The sequence below is a fragment of the Scytonema hofmannii PCC 7110 genome, assembly GCF_000346485.2.
In the GTDB taxonomy this organism is placed as follows: Bacteria; Cyanobacteriota; Cyanobacteriia; order Cyanobacteriales; family Nostocaceae; genus Scytonema; species Scytonema hofmannii.
The window spans coordinates 414,455-434,104 of the sequence record NZ_KQ976354.1 but is presented as its reverse complement, the minus strand read 5'-3'; the positions used below and the strand labels follow the sequence as shown (position 1 = coordinate 434,104).

General features: G+C 41.9%; 17 protein-coding genes. 4 read left to right on the top strand and 13 right to left on the bottom strand.

What is annotated here, in order from left to right:
• Nucleotides 1-248: 248 nt before the first annotated feature.
• The 7 genes from devC to WA1_RS01845 all read right to left on the bottom strand — a co-directional run bounded on the left by devC (nucleotide 249) and on the right by WA1_RS01845 (nucleotide 8,680).
• Complete coding sequence (devC, locus tag WA1_RS01875) at nucleotides 249-1,427, bottom strand: ABC transporter permease DevC (protein WP_017748753.1); 1,179 nt, start codon at nucleotides 1,425-1,427, stop codon at nucleotides 249-251.
• Nucleotides 1,428-1,487: 60 nt separating this feature from the next.
• Nucleotides 1,488-2,687, bottom strand: a complete 1,200-nt coding sequence (locus tag WA1_RS01870) for an ABC exporter membrane fusion protein (RefSeq protein ID WP_026135245.1) — start codon at nucleotides 2,685-2,687, stop codon at nucleotides 1,488-1,490.
• 13 nt (nucleotides 2,688-2,700) lie between these two features.
• Nucleotides 2,701-3,816 carry a 3-oxoacyl-ACP synthase III family protein gene (locus WA1_RS01865; RefSeq protein WP_017748751.1) on the bottom strand — a complete coding sequence of 372 codons (1,116 nt, stop codon included), beginning with the start codon at nucleotides 3,814-3,816 and terminating at the stop codon, nucleotides 2,701-2,703.
• A gap of 115 nt (nucleotides 3,817-3,931) precedes the next feature.
• Complete coding sequence (locus tag WA1_RS01860) at nucleotides 3,932-5,263, bottom strand: cytochrome P450 (protein WP_017748750.1); 1,332 nt, start codon at nucleotides 5,261-5,263, stop codon at nucleotides 3,932-3,934.
• 152 nt (nucleotides 5,264-5,415) lie between these two features.
• The gene (locus WA1_RS01855) at nucleotides 5,416-5,820 is read right to left on the bottom strand and encodes a hypothetical protein (protein ID WP_017748749.1); all 405 of its coding nucleotides are present in this window, start codon (nucleotides 5,818-5,820) and stop codon (nucleotides 5,416-5,418) included.
• 290 nt (nucleotides 5,821-6,110) lie between these two features.
• Entirely contained in the window at nucleotides 6,111-6,881 is a 771-nt protein-coding gene (locus WA1_RS01850; protein WP_017748748.1) for a COP23 domain-containing protein, read from the bottom strand.
• 53 nt (nucleotides 6,882-6,934) lie between these two features.
• Nucleotides 6,935-8,680: a M48 family metalloprotease gene (locus WA1_RS01845; RefSeq protein ID WP_017748747.1), complete on the bottom strand. Its 1,746-nt coding sequence runs from the start codon at nucleotides 8,678-8,680 to the stop codon at nucleotides 6,935-6,937.
• A 330-nt stretch (nucleotides 8,681-9,010) separates the two neighbouring features.
• On the opposite strand from WA1_RS01845, the gene WA1_RS01840 reads away from it, so the two are divergent.
• The 3 genes from WA1_RS01840 (at nucleotide 9,011) to WA1_RS01830 (ending at nucleotide 12,880) form a co-directional block, all read left to right on the top strand.
• Nucleotides 9,011-10,339 carry a YCF48-related protein gene (locus WA1_RS01840; protein WP_017748746.1) on the top strand — a complete coding sequence of 443 codons (1,329 nt, stop codon included), beginning with the start codon at nucleotides 9,011-9,013 and terminating at the stop codon, nucleotides 10,337-10,339.
• Nucleotides 10,340-10,375: 36 nt separating this feature from the next.
• Nucleotides 10,376-10,933 carry a plastocyanin/azurin family copper-binding protein gene (locus WA1_RS01835; protein WP_017748745.1) on the top strand — a complete coding sequence of 186 codons (558 nt, stop codon included), beginning with the start codon at nucleotides 10,376-10,378 and terminating at the stop codon, nucleotides 10,931-10,933.
• A gap of 213 nt (nucleotides 10,934-11,146) precedes the next feature.
• Nucleotides 11,147-12,880 carry a multicopper oxidase family protein gene (locus tag WA1_RS01830; protein ID WP_017748744.1) on the top strand — a complete coding sequence of 578 codons (1,734 nt, stop codon included), beginning with the start codon at nucleotides 11,147-11,149 and terminating at the stop codon, nucleotides 12,878-12,880.
• 208 nt (nucleotides 12,881-13,088) lie between these two features.
• On the opposite strand, the gene WA1_RS01825 is transcribed toward WA1_RS01830, so the two are convergent.
• From WA1_RS01825 to WA1_RS01810, 4 genes are all read right to left on the bottom strand, one after another.
• On the bottom strand, nucleotides 13,089-13,877 hold the full coding sequence (locus WA1_RS01825; RefSeq protein WP_017748743.1) for an Rpn family recombination-promoting nuclease/putative transposase: 789 nt from the start codon (nucleotides 13,875-13,877) through the stop codon (nucleotides 13,089-13,091).
• Nucleotides 13,878-14,202: 325 nt separating this feature from the next.
• Nucleotides 14,203-14,985, bottom strand: coding sequence for an Rpn family recombination-promoting nuclease/putative transposase (locus tag WA1_RS01820; RefSeq protein ID WP_017748742.1), 783 nt, complete (start codon nucleotides 14,983-14,985; stop codon nucleotides 14,203-14,205).
• A 2-nt stretch (nucleotides 14,986-14,987) separates the two neighbouring features.
• Nucleotides 14,988-16,031, bottom strand: a complete 1,044-nt coding sequence (locus WA1_RS01815) for an N-acetyltransferase DgcN family protein (RefSeq protein ID WP_017748741.1) — start codon at nucleotides 16,029-16,031, stop codon at nucleotides 14,988-14,990.
• The gene (locus WA1_RS01810) at nucleotides 16,015-17,067 is read right to left on the bottom strand and encodes a dipeptide epimerase (protein ID WP_017748740.1); all 1,053 of its coding nucleotides are present in this window, start codon (nucleotides 17,065-17,067) and stop codon (nucleotides 16,015-16,017) included. The genes WA1_RS01815 and WA1_RS01810 overlap by 17 nt, the downstream gene beginning before the upstream one ends.
• Before the next feature lie 67 nt (nucleotides 17,068-17,134).
• Here WA1_RS01810 and WA1_RS01805 point away from each other — a divergent pair, with 67 nt between their 5' ends.
• The gene (locus tag WA1_RS01805) at nucleotides 17,135-17,686 is read left to right on the top strand and encodes an NUDIX hydrolase (RefSeq protein ID WP_026135243.1); all 552 of its coding nucleotides are present in this window, start codon (nucleotides 17,135-17,137) and stop codon (nucleotides 17,684-17,686) included.
• A gap of 68 nt (nucleotides 17,687-17,754) precedes the next feature.
• Here WA1_RS01805 and WA1_RS01800 read toward each other — a convergent pair whose 3' ends face one another.
• Nucleotides 17,755-18,657 (bottom strand): nucleoside hydrolase, encoded by a 903-nt coding sequence (locus WA1_RS01800; RefSeq protein ID WP_026135242.1) that lies wholly within the window; start codon nucleotides 18,655-18,657, stop codon nucleotides 17,755-17,757.
• Nucleotides 18,658-18,716: 59 nt separating this feature from the next.
• Entirely contained in the window at nucleotides 18,717-19,643 is a 927-nt protein-coding gene (gene rbsK / locus WA1_RS01795) for a ribokinase (protein WP_017748737.1), read from the bottom strand.
• Nucleotides 19,644-19,650: the final 7 nt, after the last annotated feature.

Sequence of the window (19,650 nt, the reverse complement as noted above, 5' to 3'; positions counted from 1 at the left end):
TTTTAGGCTTCACTTTCCCTTAACCGAGCAGTATTGAGACTACTGGGATAAGTGGAAATTAGAACCCCGGTTTCTTTAAGAAACCGGGGTTCTTACACCTCAATTATCGTAATCCTTTGCAATATTGCAATTGCATTACTCCCTTCTCGCTATAAGACTACCGAACAGATGTTCCTCTTTCTTTGCGCTCTTTGCGTCTTTGCGGTTTATTTAGATAGGTAATCTTTGGGCGGAAAGGGAGTAATTTTTTAAAAAATATCTGCTGGATCTGCGGAACGGAGTTTGTTCATAGCTAATACTCCAGAAAATATACACATTAAATTTGTTGCGCTTAATATAATTAATACATTATTAAAGCTCATCATTATTGGTAATTTAGTAGCAACGACAGCAAAATCGTATATAAATAAAGAAAAAGCAAATCCAGGTAGATAACCAAAAAGTGCTAAAATAATAGCTTGTTGAAATACGACATTTAATAAATAATTATTTGAATAACCTATAGCTTTTAAGGTAGCATATGCTGTTATCTGATTAGAGATATTACTATAAAGAATTTGATATACAATAACCACACCAACAACAAAACCCATTATTAACATAAGATTCAGTATAAAACCAATAGGTGTTCTAGTAGCCCAATATTTTTTCTCAAAATTAATAAATTGTTCGCGGGTAAAGATTCGGACATCTTTGGGTAAATAGACTTGCAAATTTTCTAAAATTTTTTGCTTTTCTACCCCTGGATTCAGTGTTACCACACCAATATCTATCATTTCAGAAGATCGACTATTTAGAAATATTCTTAAAAAAGTTGATTCACTAACTACTAAATTACCATCTACTCCAAAAGAAGGACCTATACTGAATAATCCAACCACTCTAACTCTATAACCTTTAATTGCATTAAAGGGAAAAATCTCAACTATTTGCTCAGTATTTGTTGATTCAAAGCGATCGGCAATTGGTCCAAATTCAGGACGAGAATTACGATCAAATAGTACGAAATCAGGAATTTTTATTTTCCCTAAATTTTGTTCTATTTCTGATAAATTCATAGATTTTTTTTCTGGCTCAATACCAATAATATATATAGAATACTTTTCACCATTTTCTGGATTTTTAAATTTCGCAAATCCTAAATATATGGGACTGACTGACTCTACACCATTAAAACCTAAAGCTTGATATAAACGAGTTCGAGAAAAGCTTTGATTTGAAGTTAAAGATTTATACTGAGAACTGACTAAAAATAAATCTCCTTGAAGACTATGATGTAACCGAGTCGCACTTAAATAGAGAGCATCTTGGAAACCAAGTTGTGTAAACATCAAAATCACAACAAAAGTAATACCAGCTATAGCGACTATAAAACGAACTTTTTGATGAGTTAACTGTAGCCATGCTAAGGAAATTTTGCCAATCATATGGTTTCATAACTTAGAAATCCAGTTTTGTGAGTCATTTAGTTTTACTTTTGTTGGTCATTATATTTGAATAGCTACATCCACCTGTAAGTTGGTTAAACCTGCGACCTGGCTACTGTCAACTGGATTATCTATTCGGATTTTTACCTTAATCACTCTGCGATTTGTGTCTACCCCTGGATTAAGACTTAAAGTACTCTGTTTGCTAACTTGTAAACCAATCTTGCTGACTGTTCCCAATATTTTTCTACTAAACGCAGTACTTGTAACAGTAGCTTTTTGACCTAGACGCACTTTCTTAATATCTGTTTGATAAACTTCTGCAATTACATACATTTGAGATGTGTTACCTATCTCAACAATACCTGAGTTGCTAACTATCTCTCCTGTTTTGGCATGAACTTTTAAAATTTTTCCATTGATAGGAGATTTAACATAACTTAAATCTCGTTCTGCGCTTGCTTGCATGACTGCAGTTATGGCACTCTTGAGTTCCGATTGTGCCACCTGGACATCTACATGACGCACTTGGTCAAGACCTATTAGTTTGGCTTTTGCCTCTTTTATTTGAGCAGTAAGAGTGTATACGCTCTTGTTTAAATTTGCTTTAGCTTCTATGAGTTGCTGCTTCACTGTCTGAAATTCCAAACTTTTACTGTCTGCAATAGAAGCTGAAATGGCACCTTGTGTGTATAAATTTTGATACCGCTCGTTCTCTATTTGAGCATTGTCTAATTGAGCTTGTAAACGAGCGATTGTCGCTCGTTGAGTCGCAATTTCTCCTTGTAGTTGAGTTTCTAAACCTATCAGTACTGCCTTTTGAGCCTCAATGTCTGCGGACTTTGCTCCGGCTTTGACCTGCGCTAATTGAGCGCGAGCAACTTCCACTTTGTCTTGTGCCTGTCTTAGTGCCGCTGTTGCTTGAACATAACCTTGGAGGAACGCTATTATTTGCCCTGTTCGAACTGTGTCTCCTTCTTTGACCAACAGTTTTTCTATTTGGGTACCTGTGAGTGAACTGGGAGCAGATAACTGAGTGACTCCGCCTTGAGGCTCTAAACGTCCCAAGGCAGTAATTGCCACTCTAGGAGGAATTATCTGACGGGGTTTTGGCAACACAGTTTGGCTATTATACCGTAATCGTGAAAAAACAGGTATAAATATTATCACCATGGCAAATACAATCGAAAACGCCAATATTATTCGCCACCCATATGATGGTTTTTCTTCAAGTAATCGGCTTTCTTTATCTTTTGCCATATTTTTGGGGTCATTAAATTCGCACGCGTAAATGTCCAATACCATAACCACTAGCAGCCCCAAAGAGCATGACTTCCTGTCCCGTTCCCCAATTTAACAACCCCGAATCTATAGCGTTGTGTAAAGCTAGAGGAATTGCTGTACTAGCTGTATTCCCAAAATATTCGACTGTAATCATTGACTTATATGGAGGAATGTTCAAAGCCTGACGGACATCCTCAATAAAACGTTTAGAAATTTGGTGTCCCACTACTAAAGCCAAATGATCGTAAAAAGGACCTTCTTGAAATTCTTGCTGGCGGTAATGGTTATATTCCTGGAAATAAGGAACGGTATACTTGTTTATTAATTTAGCCAACTCAGGCAAATCCAGATAAAATTTATAAAATAACATTCCTTCAGAACTATGACGCCAATTTGGGTCTTCGGGAATGTGACATAAGTGCCAGTATTCACCCATACTCATTAGGTTTAGCTCTAGAAATCCTAACTTTCCATCTGATGGCTCAACAACGATCGCAGCCCCACCATCCCCCAAGGTTAATCCGCCAATTTTGGTACGAAGTTCCTCTTTACTAGAAATTTTACGATTAACGGTATAACTCCCAACTTCACCACTGACAATCAAAACTCGGCGTGCAGCACCATTTGCAATTAGGCTATTGGCAATATTTAGAGCTTGCAGAACACTATTACAAGCATTCTTAACATCAAAAGCGTTAATTCTTGAAATTCCCATTTTTGCTTGCACAATGTTGGCAGTAGCGGGTTCTATGATATCGGTATCCGTAGCTGCAAATATAAGGGTATCAATATCATTAATGCTTAAGTTAGCTGTCTCAAGAGCTCGCCAAGCTGCTTGTACTGCTAGTTCGGATGGGGATGTCCCTTCTTTAGCATAGTGCCGAGTTTTGATACCAGTCAGTCGTTCTATCAGTTTGGGTAAATTGTTTTTGAGTGCGCTCGGTCCCTCAATCATCGCCGCAAGTTCTTCATTGTCAACAATGTGTTCGGGGAGATAGACTCCTAATGACTTGATTTGGGAGACCGGGGTTTTGTAAACCTGCATTCTTTCTAGAAAAGAACGAGTGTTTAAACTTTTACTTAAGGAATCAACTAATAGCTGCATTTTTGTTTTATCTTTCTCTAATTTTATTGACTCAATTCTTTATCCAACTCCCCTACGTTTAAGTATGGGAATTAACTGGTCACTGGTCACTGGTCACTGGTCACTGTTAAAACACCTAACGCCTTGTTAACAACATTCTCATCCCATGTTTGGGACGTAGTGTTAAGGATGGGAGAATCTCAACTGGATACTCTGGTGCTAGCTTTAACTGGAAATTTTGGAAGATTGTCGCTATGAGAAGAACGAGTTCCATCATGGCAAAATCCTTGCCAAGACAATTCCGCGCTCCCATACCAAAGGGGAAATAGGCTCCTAAAGGTAACCGTTTTGCTAAGCTATCCTCCCAGCGACTAGGATTGAATTTTTCCGGTTCGGGAAAAAAGTCAGGGTTGCGGTGTGCAGACCACGGACTAGCAAAAAGCCAAGTCCCTTTTGGCACTGGATATCCAGCTATTTCTGTATTCTCTAAAGCGATGCGCTCCAATAACCAGACCGGAGGATAGAGCCGTAAAGCCTCTAGGGCAATTGCTTCGGTGTAGCGTAACTGAGATAAGTCTGCCACCGTAGGGGTTCTTCCGCTCAGAACTGTCTGTAATTCCTCGATTAATTTTGCCTCTATTAATGGATGTTGCGAGAGGAGAAAGGATATCCAAGTCAACGCGATCGCTGTAGTTTCATGACCTGCAAGAAAAATATTGACTACCTCATCCCGTAATTGTTGTAATGTTATTTTGCTGCCATCTTTTTGTTGAGCGTATAGTAGCAGGTCAAGAAAGTTTCCTCGGTCTTGTTTACTGGTATGGCGTTGATGAATAATGTCATAAATAATTTGATCTAACTGCTTAACTGCTTCACGAAATCGCAGATGACTCGGAGTGGGTAGCCAATTAGGCACTAAAAACAGAGCATTCATGCGCTTTACCAGACGGTTCATGGTTGCATCTAGAGCAGCAGTCACTTTGCTTGCAGCCACAGTGTCTAACTCATCACCCAACATACATTTGGCTATTATCGACAGGGTGATGCCAACAAACTCCTGGTAAACATCCCGCTTTTGCCCATCTTGCCAAGTGGCGATGGCGTGCTTGGTCTCCTCAACCATCACTTCTCCGTAAGAAGTAACCATCTGTTTGTGGAAAGCAGGTTGAGCCAATTTGCGCTGATGATGATAGAACTTCCCTTCACTGAGAAACAAACCATTACCTAAAAGTAACTTGGAGTTATTGTGCAAGAAATGACCTTTTCTCATAAACACCCTGCTTTTGCGACAAAAAACCTCTTCAATGTAGTTGGGATTATTAAGTATTAAAACTGGTGTCCAACCAAAACGTGAGGAAAGAATATCACCGTATTCCCTTGCTTCATTGAAGAACTTGAGGGGTTTTTTTATAGCTTGCAATACGTGACTAAAATGCAAATATTTTTGAGAATAAAATGTATCAGTCATTAATAAATTCCTAGTCGTATATTGGGAATTTCTAAACACTGTAAGTTTTAAATTAAGGTCAAGTAAGAGTTGTTATTAAAAATAGAAATCAAATTCTTACAACCCGCTTTCCCCAATACGAATTCAATTCGTGTTCAAGAAGAAGTGACAAGTCAATATCGGACTTGGTTTGTTAGTGTAAGATTTGAAAGAATTATTGATTGTTCGCCCCGATACTTAATGTTTCTGTGGCATTTAATAATTAAATTGCCATGGTTTAACAAGCTACTTGGTGATGCTTCTAGCTCAGAAACTGAATTAAATAATATCTTATAACTTCTCAACAGGATAATCAAGGATTTATTAAAATATCCTACTAAACCCACTTTTCCCAATAATATTAAAAGAGCATTTATAGTGACTAATTTGATATCTTGTTTTTGGATAGCTAAGATGTCGCCTTTATTCTTTTTAATTACATATATTATCGCGCAAGAATAAAAATAACAATTACCGTTTTTAGCGTGACTTCTATAAATAAATGGTGCTTCTGCTGATGATTCGACACGATCGGGCATTAAATAATTCAAGTCTGTCTTTACGCTCAATCTTTAACTAAGGGACTTCCAAATAAAAAAATATCCAACTTTCTCTTGTGGTGCGGGCGTCCCGCCCGCCACTTATATAGGACGGGCGACGTCCCGCCCGCCACTTATATAGGACGGGCGAGGACGCCCGTACCACAAGATTGGATAATTTATTTCTTGGAAATCCCTAAACTTGATATTACTGAAAGACTTAGAACCCCGACTTCTTTGAGAAGTCGGGGTTCTAGTTTGATCGCAAATGATTAAGGACTGGTATACAATTAACGCAGTTTATTAGGATTCAACCGAGTGTTACCACTAGGTTTAGATGGTGAGCTAGGAAGCTTAACTCCATTACTAAGTTTAGCTCCAGTACCACCATCAGCAGGAGATAGGAAAGGTTTCAGATTGATAGGTGCTTTTGATGAAGATACAGGTGTTTTCACACCAAAAATTTTACCTATGTTGCTGAGGTCACCGCCACGACCTGTGAAGGTATTGACAGCAGTGGTTTGTTCGCCGTTATCCGCAGTCACTAGGTTTTGGAAAATGCCATTGCGGACAACATCGGGATCTTGACCGCGAGGTACTGTCAGCACAATTCGACAGCTGGGTCTAGCATCAGTGGTCACACAAACAGTGTTTTCTCCGTTCTCTACGGCTGACTTAAGTTCTACCAAGCCATCAGGACGGTAAGATTCCAAACGTCTGGCAATTTCATTGCAGCGCTGTTCTGCATTCCAACCGCCACCTAAAGTTCTGGGAGTTGCCCAAGCAAAGTAGTCACCAGGAAAAGCTTCTGGATTGTACATCACGGTATAATTACCATTATGGTAGCGACAGCTAAAACGCTGACCGCGATCGCTAGTTGTTGATGTACTTGTTGTTGTTGAACGACCTGTTTCCGTGCTTGGTCTAACAGAACCATTACCCGGTTCTGTTGGTACAACGACATCACCACTGCGGGATTGAGCAAATGCAGTTGAAGGATTCAGAAGCAAAGATAAACCAAGACCGCTCAAAAATAAAATCTTTAGAGATTGGGATAACATAATTACACCGGTTCAGAGTAGGGAGTTGATATTTCTAGTGACGATCAAGTGTGTCATTTTGATTCATCAATTCTGTCTTTTTTTTTCCGGAGACGTTCTTTTTTTTCTTTTTGCTCTTTCAGTATCTGTTTTGCTTTTTGCTGAATATCCATGTGACGCGCTACCCCCTCGTAGGTGTAACGGTTGTATTGATTTTGTGAAATCAGGTTTTCTAAATAGCGGACTCGTTCATTACCCCCTGGGTGGGAAGATAACCACTGAGGCGGTTTGTATTTTTGCTCTTTATCCAGTGTCACCATTAAATTCCGCAAACCATCAGCAGCATATCCTGATGCAACAATGAGACGTGTCCCAAGAGTATCTGCTTGGCGTTCCATATCTCGACTGTAACTCATGGCAAACAGTTGCCCAATAGTACCGCCATAGGGAATATATTGAGTTAAGTTGCCAATGAGATTTCCTTGAGTGGCGAGTTGAAAACCGTGGGAAAGGACGACATGAGATAGCTCGTGACCGATTAATCCGGCTAATTCGGCTTCTGATTTGGTTTTAGCGATCGCACCTGCATTAACAAATACTTTCCCACCTGGGAGTGCAAAAGCGTTCAAACTTTCTTCAGGGATGACAAAAAACTCGTATTTAAAGTCATTACGTCCTGAAACCTTGGCAAGTTTCTGACCGATGCCATCCACATATCCTAAAATTGCCTCATCTTTAACTAAATCCAGTTGCTTTCGCGCCTGCTTTGCTACTGACTCGCCAACAGATTTCTCACCCCGCATAAGCATGATGGTAGAGTCAAGCGCAGTAAACGGACCGAGAAGACTACCTGTCACTGCATAACCCAAGACACCAGTTACAATGTTAGCAATTGTATTTCCTCTAACTTTTGCCCTAATATGGGATTTATAACGCTTGAGATGTGTCTCTGCCAGTTCTGCAAACTCAGGCGCTTGGGGATTATTTGGGTTAAGCAGAGCGAATTGACGTGCAGCTAAGGAAGCTTCCATCCATTTTCTAGCCTCTGCGAGTGCTGCAACTCTTGTTTTAATTAAATCTGGTTGATTGGGATACAGCGTCGCCGCACGTTCCAAAACATCCAATGCTTTTTTTTCTTGGTCGTCCTGTTTGAGGACTTCAGCATATTTAATATGACCGGGAATAAATTCGGGGTACTGCTGAACCAAAAGCTCTAGCGGTACCATAGTTCTCGTATACAACTGACTGGCAATTCCCGCTTCTGCTTCCCGCCAGTAAACTTTAGCCCCAGGTGACAATTGTGCAGGGTCAACAATTGCTTCTTTGCGCGGTTGAGTCTCAGATGATTTGGCAAAAGGTTCTTTTGCTTCACGATAAAGTTTTTCTGCAGAAGCAATTTGTCCCGACTGGTGAAGCTTATCCGCTTCCATCAGTTTTTGTTGGCGGGCAATTTCTTCAGGGGTAGGTGCAGGTTCTGCGGCTGACTCAGGCTTTTTCTCTTCTGAAGCTGTTGGTTTCTTGGAATCTGTTGGCTTCTTTGGATCGGTTGCTGCTGGTGAGGGCGTTGGTGGTGTTGACTCAGTTGGCTGCTTCGTCTCCGTCGCTGTTGGAACAACGACAGGTTTTGTTGTCTCCGTCGCTTCTGGAATCACGACTGGTGACTGATCTGGAGTAGGGGTCTTGGTAGTTTCAGTAGTAGACGCTGCAGGTTCTTTTGCGGGTGATACTAGGGGATGGGTGAGAATAATGATAATAGATGTCCCAATGGAAAGTAGTACCCAACTCGTCGATAGTAGCAGCGACTTCCATCTGCGTTTCATGGTCGATCAACCTATGCAAAAAGCTCTTTATTAACTGTATGAGCAATTAGATAAATAAGCACAGGGTAATGGCTTTTCTTCTTCAAGGTTTATGGCGATCGCGTAATTTTTTAACTAATCTTCACAATACAGTATCAGCGGTTGCTAATAGATATAGGAATGTACGAAAGGACATAGTGGCTACTTACTTGCGAGCAAGTGCATAAGTTGATTTTGCTTCCACCGATTAAGAAATAGAAGAAGAGCTTCCAAGCTTAACTTCCGTTCCGCCAATCGGTAGGGACTTATTTGTAAGCATTCAGTACCTGTATCTAGGAGATTAACTATAAAATGCTGACAAATACGAAGTTACAGTGGTCGCCCACTCGTGCTCCAATAGCTGGCTCAAGGTACGACGATATATGGCTAATTAACCCTACAGTGGCTTGGTCTGTCAATAGCGACGGTCATATTCTCAAAACCACTGATGGAGGTGCTAGTTGGGATATCAAATTTAAAGCCCAGGTCACAGACAGTAACAACGCAGTTTACTTAAGGTGTGTAAGTTTTGCCAATAACCTGAAGGGCTGGGTAGGAACACTGACACCGGACTTACGTCTGTATCGCACGCTTGATGGTGGCGAGAATTGGCAGGCTGTGGAGAATATACCTCAAAAAGCTCCCGTAGCAGTTTGTGGTCTTTATGCTGTCAATGATTTGGCGATCTATGCTTCTGGTACCAACTTTCCCAGTGAAGTTGCCCGCATGATGAAAAGCGTTGATGGCGGGGAAACTTGGACTGCTTGGGATATGAGTCAATATGCCTCAAATTTAATAGACGTCTATTTTCCAACCCCAGAGCGTGGCTGGGTCGTTGGCGGGATTTCTGACAAAGAGAACCCGAGGTACGAGGATTTGACACCAGTGGTTTTATACACAGAAGATGGGGGACAGACTTGGGAAAATCGCGTTAAAAATCTGTCTTTTCCTCAAGGAGAGTGGGGGTGGAAAATTCATTTTCTTAATAATGAGATTGGGTTTGTCTCTTTAGAAAATTTTAAGGAAGCTGCGATTCTAAAGACAACAGATGGTGGACAGAGTTGGGTAAGGTTACCCGTTCAAGGGAATGCCAACCTTGAAGGTGTCGGATTTATTAATGAAACCCATGGTTGGGTTGGTGGTTGGGGAGATGAAAGTTTCGAGAAAGGTACTAGCAGTGTAACTCGTGACGGTGGCAAAACATGGGAAAATGCCGATGAGATTGGCAAATTTATTAATCGATTTCGCTTCCTAGGCAATCCCGTCACTGTCGGCTATGCTGCAGGTCAAACAGTGTACAAATATTCTGAAGCTCCCGTAGGAACTCGATCTGAGACATTTGCTGAGTCATTTGCTCCCACCCGATTTCTGGAGACAGTGACACCCAAAGAATATGAGAGATCGATCGAGATCGGATATACGTTACCACAAGCTGCTAGCAGAGTCACAATCCATATGTGGAATCGTTTTGGCAAGCAGGTTCGCAAACTGATTGATGAAAAAGACCAAAGTGCTGGCTCGAAAACGGTTGTTTGGGATGGTACGGACGATGAGGGCAAACGCTTGCCGAGTGGAATCTATATTTACAGATTAACTGTAGATGGCGAAGGTGAGAGCAGAGCGATCTATTTACAGCAATAAACATCAGATAGTTTAGTTTCATTTTGGAGTAGTAAGATGGCAGACCCTACACTTGTTAAGGTAGTTGATTTTCGCTTCGAGCCAAGCGAGGTGAAAGTAGAAGCGGGCAGCACTGTAAAATGGGTTAATGAAGGTAGCGCAGACCACACCGTAACTAGAGCTGACGAGCCTAGCTTTGACCGAGTTTTAGCTCCTGGTGAGGAGTTTGAGTTCACATTTGCGAATCCGAGCGATGAATCGGGTTTTGAGTATCGTTGTCGATTCCACTCAGGTGGCGGTATGAGGGGAAAAGTCATTGTTACGCCAGAGGTCGCTCCAACACTTATTAAGGTAGTTGATTTTCTCTTTGAGCCAAGCGAGGTGGAGATAGAAGTTGGCACCACTGTAAAATGGATTAATGAAGGTAGCGCAGACCACACCGTAACTAGAACCGACGAGCCCCGCTTTGACCAAGTTTTAGCTCCTGGCGAGGCGTTTGAGTTCACATTTGCGAATCCGAGCGATGAATCAGGTTTTGAGTATCGTTGTCGATTCCACTCAGGTGGCGGTATGAGGGGAAAAGTCATTGTTAAACCAGCTGCATTGGAAGCTTAAGAGAACTGTCACTCGTTACCATATGCAATCTTGCTGTTTTTTACCAGCAACTGCATAAACTAAGCTAATAATTCTTTAACTTGCACAACCTTAGTAAATCTAGCTCTTGTGGGACGGGCGTCCTCGCCTGTCCTCAGAGTGCATTCCGATCGGCGCAACAACTGACTCTCCCCATTGGTCAACTCATTAGAATCTAAATAAGAAGGCTAGTATATGAGCATTACTAGACGGGAAGCTATCAAGTTAGGGTTAATTGCGAGCGGAGCTTTCGTAGTTCCTTCAGGTCATCAAAGCCAAGCTTTAGCTCAAGAGTCTTCTCAAGAAGACAGCGATGAGTTTAAAGACAGCCTACCCATGCCACCTCTTCTCAATCCTGTGTGTAGCATCGAAAATAGCGAAGGAATACTAACAGATTACTACGAAATCGAAATTAAGAGTAGTCAGCAAACGATTGGGGGAAAACCAGTTGAGATTTGGGGCTATAACGGTATGACTCCCGGTCCCCTGATCAAACAACAAGTCGGGGATTTACAGAAAAAGGAAGGATTGCGGTATTCGGTTGTCCGCTTCATTAATAAACTGGATAATGACGCAGAAGGAAACCCTATTAAGACGGTAGTCCACTTGCATGGTATGGCTTCTGCGCCACAGTATGATGGTTATGCTGATGATAATATTCCACCAGCACATTACAAAGATTACATCTATCCCAACGATCGCGCTGCCACAATCTGGTACCACGATCATGCACTTCACACAACTGAGCGAAACGTGCAAAAAGGTTTGTTGGGTATGTACATTGTTGAAGACGAATATGAGAGAAAGCTACCTTTACCTCAAGGTAAATATGATGTACCACTAATTCTACAAAATCACCCCGAAGATCTAGAAGGAACGACTATCCTTGTTAATGGTGCTTTAACACCCCATTTTGAGGTTGAACGGCATAAATATCGGTTTCGCGTCCTGAACGCTACTGCCAAAAATTTCTTTAAACTCACTATTGGTCAGCGAGAAGAAGAGAACAATCAAATGCTGAGCGTGATTGGAACGGATAGCGGCTTACGGGAAAAAGCGGTGGATGTTGACAACCTTGAAATGGGCGTGGGAGAGCGCTATGAGTTCGTTATCGACTTTGATAAAGTATTTAATAATGGAGTACGTCAGATCTATTTAAAATTAAAGGGAATAGTGCCTTCTCCACCTGGAGAGGTGCAGCCAGTTCTCCGTTTCGATATCAATCCCGAACAAGTCCAAGATGATAGTTCTATTCCAGATTTCATCCGCTCTGTTAAACGTTTTGATAACTGTCCTCAAGGAAGTTTAAATGCATCGGTGAATAATTCAGATTTGCCTCTCGAATGCACAACAGAATTCAGATTTGCTCAGAGTAGAAGTGAGAGATGTAAAAATGATAAGAGAATATTTGAAATCAATGGCAAGAGATGGGCTACAAATGTTGCTTGTCCAATAAGTGGAGAATGTGTAGTCTGGACAATTCTTAACGATGTAGCAGAGCCTCACCCAGTTCACATTCATCTCATTGATATGCAACTCATCCAGCGTTTTAAGAAAAACAGTGATGGTAACTACGAAGAGGTATCACTTGATGAGAAACCCTATGAGGCGAACTGTTGGAAAGATGTCTTTGTCATTCAAAAAAATGAAAAGGCTGTGATTTCTGGTAAATTTGCCAAAGAGCATCGGGGAAGATACATGATACACTGCCACAACTTAGAGCATGAAGATTGCGACATGATGGTGACATTTCATGTGGGTGGTGATAACACCGATCCCAGCACCCTCGCTCCTGCAAAGCCAGTCTCCCAGATGGAACCGCTTTGCTCTGTGCAGCGTGGTGTCCCGCCTTTTGCGCCCCCTCAGCAGCCTTACGATTCTGAGGCGATCCTACAATACAATAGGGAAGTCTATGGACCAGACAGATAGAAATCTTAAATTGGGTAAATAAAGATACCTGTGTTCTCAGACAAACCAGGTTTTTTGCCCCCGTGCTTGACTACTGGAGCGGCGCTCTAGTACTGCTAAAGCGCCATCTCGTCATCAAAGTCATGAAAACCTCAACGGGCGGGGATGCCCATACCACAATTCGATGAGATCCCCGACTTCTTGAAGGATGAAGTTAATCCCCTACTCCCTACTCCCCACTCCCTACTCCCTTTTTCACAGTTTCCACATCCAGCTTTAAGCGTTCGGCAGTCTGCTCAATCGTTAACCCCAACTCTAATAAGATTGGTATCATTTCCAACTTATTCTCCAGTATACCTTCTTGTCTTGCTTCTTGATAAACTCTGCTTTTTTTCAAAGACTCTAAACCCAGCATAGCGGCAATTTCCTCCCGGCTCAAGTTAGTCAACTTATCAATGACCACTGTTTGAATAAATTCTAAAACCTTTTCCTTCAAGATGGCATTAGTGAGTTCTTGTTCAGCTTGACTCATCAGTTGTCTGGCGAGTTCTCCGGTTTTTTCTTGAGTTTTCTTTTCGACTATTAACCGCATGACTCCCACAGCCAGTGATTGATTGGGCGTTTTTGCCAACTCATCAAGATAGAAGCAACGTAAATGTGCTTTAAAAAAACTTAAATATTCTGGAAAGTTTCCTTCATGACTTTTCGTATTATAAATAATGACAGCGTACCATTGCTTATTGGGTGGTTGATATTGGGTTAAATAAAGAATGACTTTGGCGACAAACTGGTTGTAGAAATTATCATCTTTGTAAGATTGTGCTTCAATAAAATAGATGGGTTCATCAGGGTAATTATTGGGAGTGGAAAGCAGCCCATCTAAACGAAACCCTCGCTGTTTAATTTCTTGGGCGCTAAATTTGTAAATACTAGGGTCTTTTTCCGAACTCCCAATTAATTCAAAAAATAACTCCGGGATTTCTTTGAAGATTTCATAAAAGAGTGGATCTGCTGTCATTGACTTGGTGCGTTTCCGTCAGGTTTCTCTAAGTATAAAATTCTCTATAGCTATCTTCAATCAACAGAGCCGATAGTATGGCTTTTCTTTTTCAAAGTTTATGGCGAGCGCGCCTTTTTTTAACTAAGCTTCATCATCGCGCCTTTCTGCTCGTGAATTGCGAGCGCTTTACTCCCTTTCCGCTCTCAGACTACCAAACATCTGTTCCTCTTGACTTTGCGCTCTTTGCGCCCTTGTGCGGTTCATTTCATTTCGATCGGTAATCTTGAGGCGGTCAGGGAGTAGTTTGATGATATCCCCTATTCCCTACTCCCCACTCCCTTCTTCATTGTTGAGCGTTTTTTCTGACAGTTTCCACATCCAGTTTTAAGCGTTCGGCAGTTTGCTCAATAGTTAATCCCAACTCTAATAAAATTGGTATCATTTCTAACTTAGTCTCCAGTATAGCTTCTTGTCTTGTTTCTTGATAAACTCTGCTTTTTTTCAAAGACTCTAAACCCAGCATAGCGGCAATTTCCTCCCGACTCAAGTTAGTAAACCTATCAATGACCACTGTTTGAATAAATTCTAGAACCTTTTCCTTCAAGATAACATTGGTTAGCTCTTGTTGAGCTTGACTCATGAGCTGTTTGGCGAGTTTTCCGGTTTTTTCTTGAGTTTTCTTTTCGACTATTAACCGCATGACTCCCACAGCCAGCGATTGATTGGGAGTTTTTGCCAACTCATCAAGATAGAAGCAACGTAAATGTGCTTTAAAAAAACTTAAATATTCTGGAAAGTTTCCTTCATGACTTTTCGTATTATAAATAATGACGGCGTACCATTGCTTATTAGGTGGTTGATATTGGGTTAAATAAAGAATGACTTTGGCGACAAACTGGTTGTAGAAATTATCATCTTTGTAAGATTGTGCTTCAATAAAATAGATGGGTTCATCAGGGTAATTATTGGGAGTGGAAAGCAGCCCATCTAAACGAAACCCTCGCTGTTTAATTTCTTGGGCGCTAAATTTGTAAATACTAGGGTCTTTTTCCGAACTCCCAATTAATTCAAAAAATAACTCCGGGATTTCTTTGAAGATTTCATAAAAGAGTGGATCTGCTGTCATTTCTAAGCCTTCATTACTGCATCCAATAACTTACCAGCACCAAAACGAACGGGATCTGTACAGGGAAGATGAGTCTCTGCTTCAACCGATGCGATCGCACCGTTCGCTGCAGGCTCATCCAAATGCCTGGTATTGAGAGCAATAGCCGCGACAGGTACGGGTGCAAAAGTGCCTCCAGCACGGGCGACTGCTTCATAAAGCTGAACAACTTCTGATAGGGGTGGAATAAACACGCCACCACTCGATACTTCCGTTTGTCCGGCACGATGTACTAATATCATTTGCGTTGGTTGGCAACCACGTATTAAGGGCAGAGTTGCTGTTGAACCGGGGTGCAGCAGTGAACCTTGTCCTTCAATATGTAAAATGTCGTAATTTTTACCATAACGCACAACCATTTGTTCCACCGCACCCGCAGCATAATCCACCCTAACGGCATCTAGCGCTACGCCATCTCCTTCCAACATTAAACCTGTTTGCCCTGTCGCCAAAAATTTAGAACGCAATCCTCGCAGTCGTGACGCCCAGTTTAACTCCAAACTTGTTGACATCTTACCCACTGCCATATCGGTTCCCACAGTCAACACCCGACGACAGGGTAAATACCGTGCTATTCCAGAAGCTATACCCAGATTGGGCGGTTCTTTCCGTACATCCCAAATGATTTGTCCCGGTTTTAGCAATGCCCTTAACTCTGCCATTGTTGACAGTGGTGTATGCAAACCGTTCACTATTGACATTCCAGCCATGACAGCATCTTTGATTTCATGCCAATAATCATCCGGTACAGTACCTCCTTGAGGGGCAATACCAATAACCAAGACTTGCGGTTTGTACTCCACCGATTCTGCCACCGATGAGACTATCGGTACATCACGCTTGATACCCGTTAACTCCAATAGAGATTTACCCGCACATTCGCGGTCAATCGCTGCTACTATTGAAGCCTCACTGTAACGTAAAAGTGCAAGTCCCGTTTTACCCCTCCGTCCTTGGATTCCTTCATGCAATAGAATTGCAACTCTTTGATTAAGCGCCAGACGCACTGCGTTGTACCCCCAACCCTGGTAAATCGTTTGGTAACACTCTCCCCTCTTGCAATATTGCACCTGTAAAGGGGTCATCTATAAGATTGAGATGGCTATCTAAGTCGAGATAGTCAGCTACTGGGGAAAGCTGTAGCGCTGCTGTATTGGCTAGCGTACTGTCGGAATAGCAACCCAACATCACTTGCAACCCATGCGCCCGTGCTGTATGTACCATCCGCATTGCTTCTGTCAAGCCCCCTGATTTCATCAATTTGATATTAATTCCATCTACGTAGTTTGCTAATTTGGGAATATCCGAGCTAGTGAAGCAACTTTCATCAACAAAGATAGGTAGAGAAGTTTGCTTCTTTAAGTGTACTAACCTGTCTTCCTGCCCTTTTTGCAGTGGTTGCTCTACATACTTTATACCCAGATCGGCAAGCCAATTGCACATTTGTACCGCATTTTCCAAACTCCAACCCCCATTCGCATCAACGTACAATTCTCGATCTGGTGTTTCCTCGCGCACTGCTAATAACATTTTCCGATCTGCTGCAATACCATCCGGACTCCCCAACTTTACCTTAAAAACACGAACATCAGTAAATTGTAACCAATCTCGCGCCCTAGCCCTCGCTCCTTCGGGAGAGTTAATACCAATAGTCACTGAAGTAGGTACAATAGAATTGCGTTCTAGTCCCCATAATTGCCATAGAGGTAGCCCAACACGCTTTCCCAACCAATCATGCACGGCTACATCCAAGGCTGCTTTGGCAGATGAAGGAATGCGAGATTTATTCAAGATAACCTCAATTGCCTGTCTTTGCAATGGGCTGAATTTCTGTAAAGAAGGCACGACTTGTAGCAAAGCATTTTTGATTATCTCTGTTGATTGTGGAGAAGTCCCTACACCAAAAGGCGATGCTTCTCCCCACCCTTCCATACCATCGTGCGAAATCTTTACCCATACATTTGTCGTCTTTGCCGTTGTACCGCGACTGATGGTCAAAGGAAAGCGCTTGTTTACAGTGAATGTCTCTACTTCTATCTGCATAATTTTATGTAAACGATGAAGAATAAAGTATAAAATATTTCATGTTTTATCTTTTATCCTTATATCCATGACCAACTTACACAAGTGGAAGATTCTGCACTCAACAATGGTTTTAGACCATTACTGGTGTAAAGTCAGGCAAGATAAGCTACAGTTACCTAACGGTAAAATTATAGACGATTATTTTGTTAATCTGAAACAGGAAGTTGCTCTCATATTACCCATTACCAGCAACAGGGAAATTATTTTTGTCCGTCAATACAGACACGCGGTGGGTGAGTTTTTCATTGAACTTCCCGCAGGAAGTTTTGACCCAGCACAAGAAAGTGCAGTAATAGCAGCAATCAGAGAACTGCAAGAAGAAACCGGTTATCTTGCCCAACAAATAACAAAGATATCAACACTTTATGACAAACCAAGCAAAGATACCAATCAAATACACTTATTCCTAGCAGAGAATGTCACAAAAGTGGGAGACCAAAATTTAGATATTACAGAAGAAATTGAAGTTCTTTTAATTCCTGTGGAATCAGTCAGGGAAAAAATTGTCCAAGGCGAAATTTGTGTTGCAGGAACGGTTGCAGCTTTGTGCTTGGGATTGAATTTTTTGAAATTTTAACCGCAGATGAACGCTGACGGACGCAGATAATTGTCCGCGTGCATCTGCGTGCATCTGCGGTTCAAAATTCATCTTGCCCACTGTTGCAAAATATAAGAGTAGAAAGCCTCTTTATCGACTTTATCCATTGCGTAAATCTTACGACCTCCAGGGACTATTTTAGTACGTCCCTGGCTGAGACCCACTGTCACTATTTCTGTTTCCCATTCTCGCAGTTCGTAAAATTCTGCATGAGCCAGGTAAGCTGTCGCTAGCACATCCCAAAAATAATAATCCTGGGGAATAACTAGTGCATAACATTGTCCCGCCAAATCAGATATGGGATATTTTCTTTGTTTCCCCATCTTGTATACTATATCAGATGTGACAGGTACGTTGTTGGTTAAATCTAAGGGACACACGATCATTTCAATTTGCGATCGCCACACTCTTGCAACAGACATCGGGTCCCAGTAAGCATTCCATTCTGCAGAACCATCTTGTCCCGGTTCCCAATTTTTTTCCACATTACCTGAGACATTGAGCGCGCCTCCCATCCAGACAATGCGTTGGATTTTTGACTCCACGAATGGTGCTGTATCAAGTGCATTGGCTACATTAGTTAAGGGACCAGTGACCATTAAAGTGATTGGTTCTGGTGACTCTCGCAACACCCGTATCATAAAATCTTGACCGGGTTCTGCTAGTAAGGGTGTGCGAATGGTTTCATTTTGATTGAGAATAGGAAAATGGTCAACAACAAATGAATCACGGCGATAGAGACGGGGAAAGGGATTGATACCACGTACAGTACTTTCAGCAACGGGAACATGAGAGCATCCCATGAGATCTAGAATTTTACGCGTAGCACTGACAGCTGGTTCTGCGTAGCAATCGGCTGGAGTGACAACGATACCAAGAGGCTGTACATTCTCCATCGTCATCAGCAGCATAGTTGCTAAATAATCATCTACACCACCATCGTGATCCATTAATACAAACATCATCAGTGACCAGTAATCAGTGACCAGTAATCAGTAATCATAACTGGTCACTGGTCACTGGTCACTGTCAAAAAAGTATCAAATGTCATTTTATCGGGAAGAGAAGGCTGTGCGCCCGGTTTTGTTGCAGCTATTGCACCTGCGGCTGCACCCCAAACCGCTGCTTGATGTAACGAAAGTCCTTCGTGAAGTGCTGCGGCTAAACCACCATTAAATGCATCCCCTGCTGCAGTTGTATCAACGGTACAAACTGGAAATGCAGGTACGAAGAAGGTTTCTTCTGCTGTTGCACAAACAACGCCCTTAGCACCTAGTTTCACAATGGCATTTTTGACTCCCCATTGTCGCAACACTGTAGCCGCTTTTCTTGCTGAGTCTTCCCCATCCACGGGAAAACCTACGAGTTGTCCTGCTTCAACTTCATTGGGTGTAATGATATCTACTAATGGGTAAAGTTCTTTTGGCACATCCTTGTTCGCAGGTGCTGGATCGAGTATCACTGTCACTCCCGCCTCTTGTGCTGCTTGGGCGGCTAAAACAACGGTAGGTATGGGAATTTCAAATTGTAAAAGCAATGCTGTCGCTTCCGGTAATAAGTGCGATAACCGTTTTATATCTTCCTCATTTACGTGTCCGTTGGCACCAGGAATAACAATAATTTGATTTTCACCCTTTACATCTACAGCGATGATGGCAACTCCAGAACTTACCGTTTCATCAACGAATATATTCTCAGTTCTCACTCCAGATTCTTGCAAACTACTAACAAGTTCCTCACCAAAACTATCTCCACCTACACGCCCTATCATATGAGTAGGAATTCCCAATCTTGCTAATGCGACTGCTTGATTTGCTCCTTTACCCCCTGGTGCTTTGAAAAAGTCCTGTCCCAACAGCGTTTCTCCTGCAACTGGCAATCGAGGTGCTGTTGCTACTAAGTCTATATTGATGCTACCAAGGACGATAATGCTCATAGTTAAT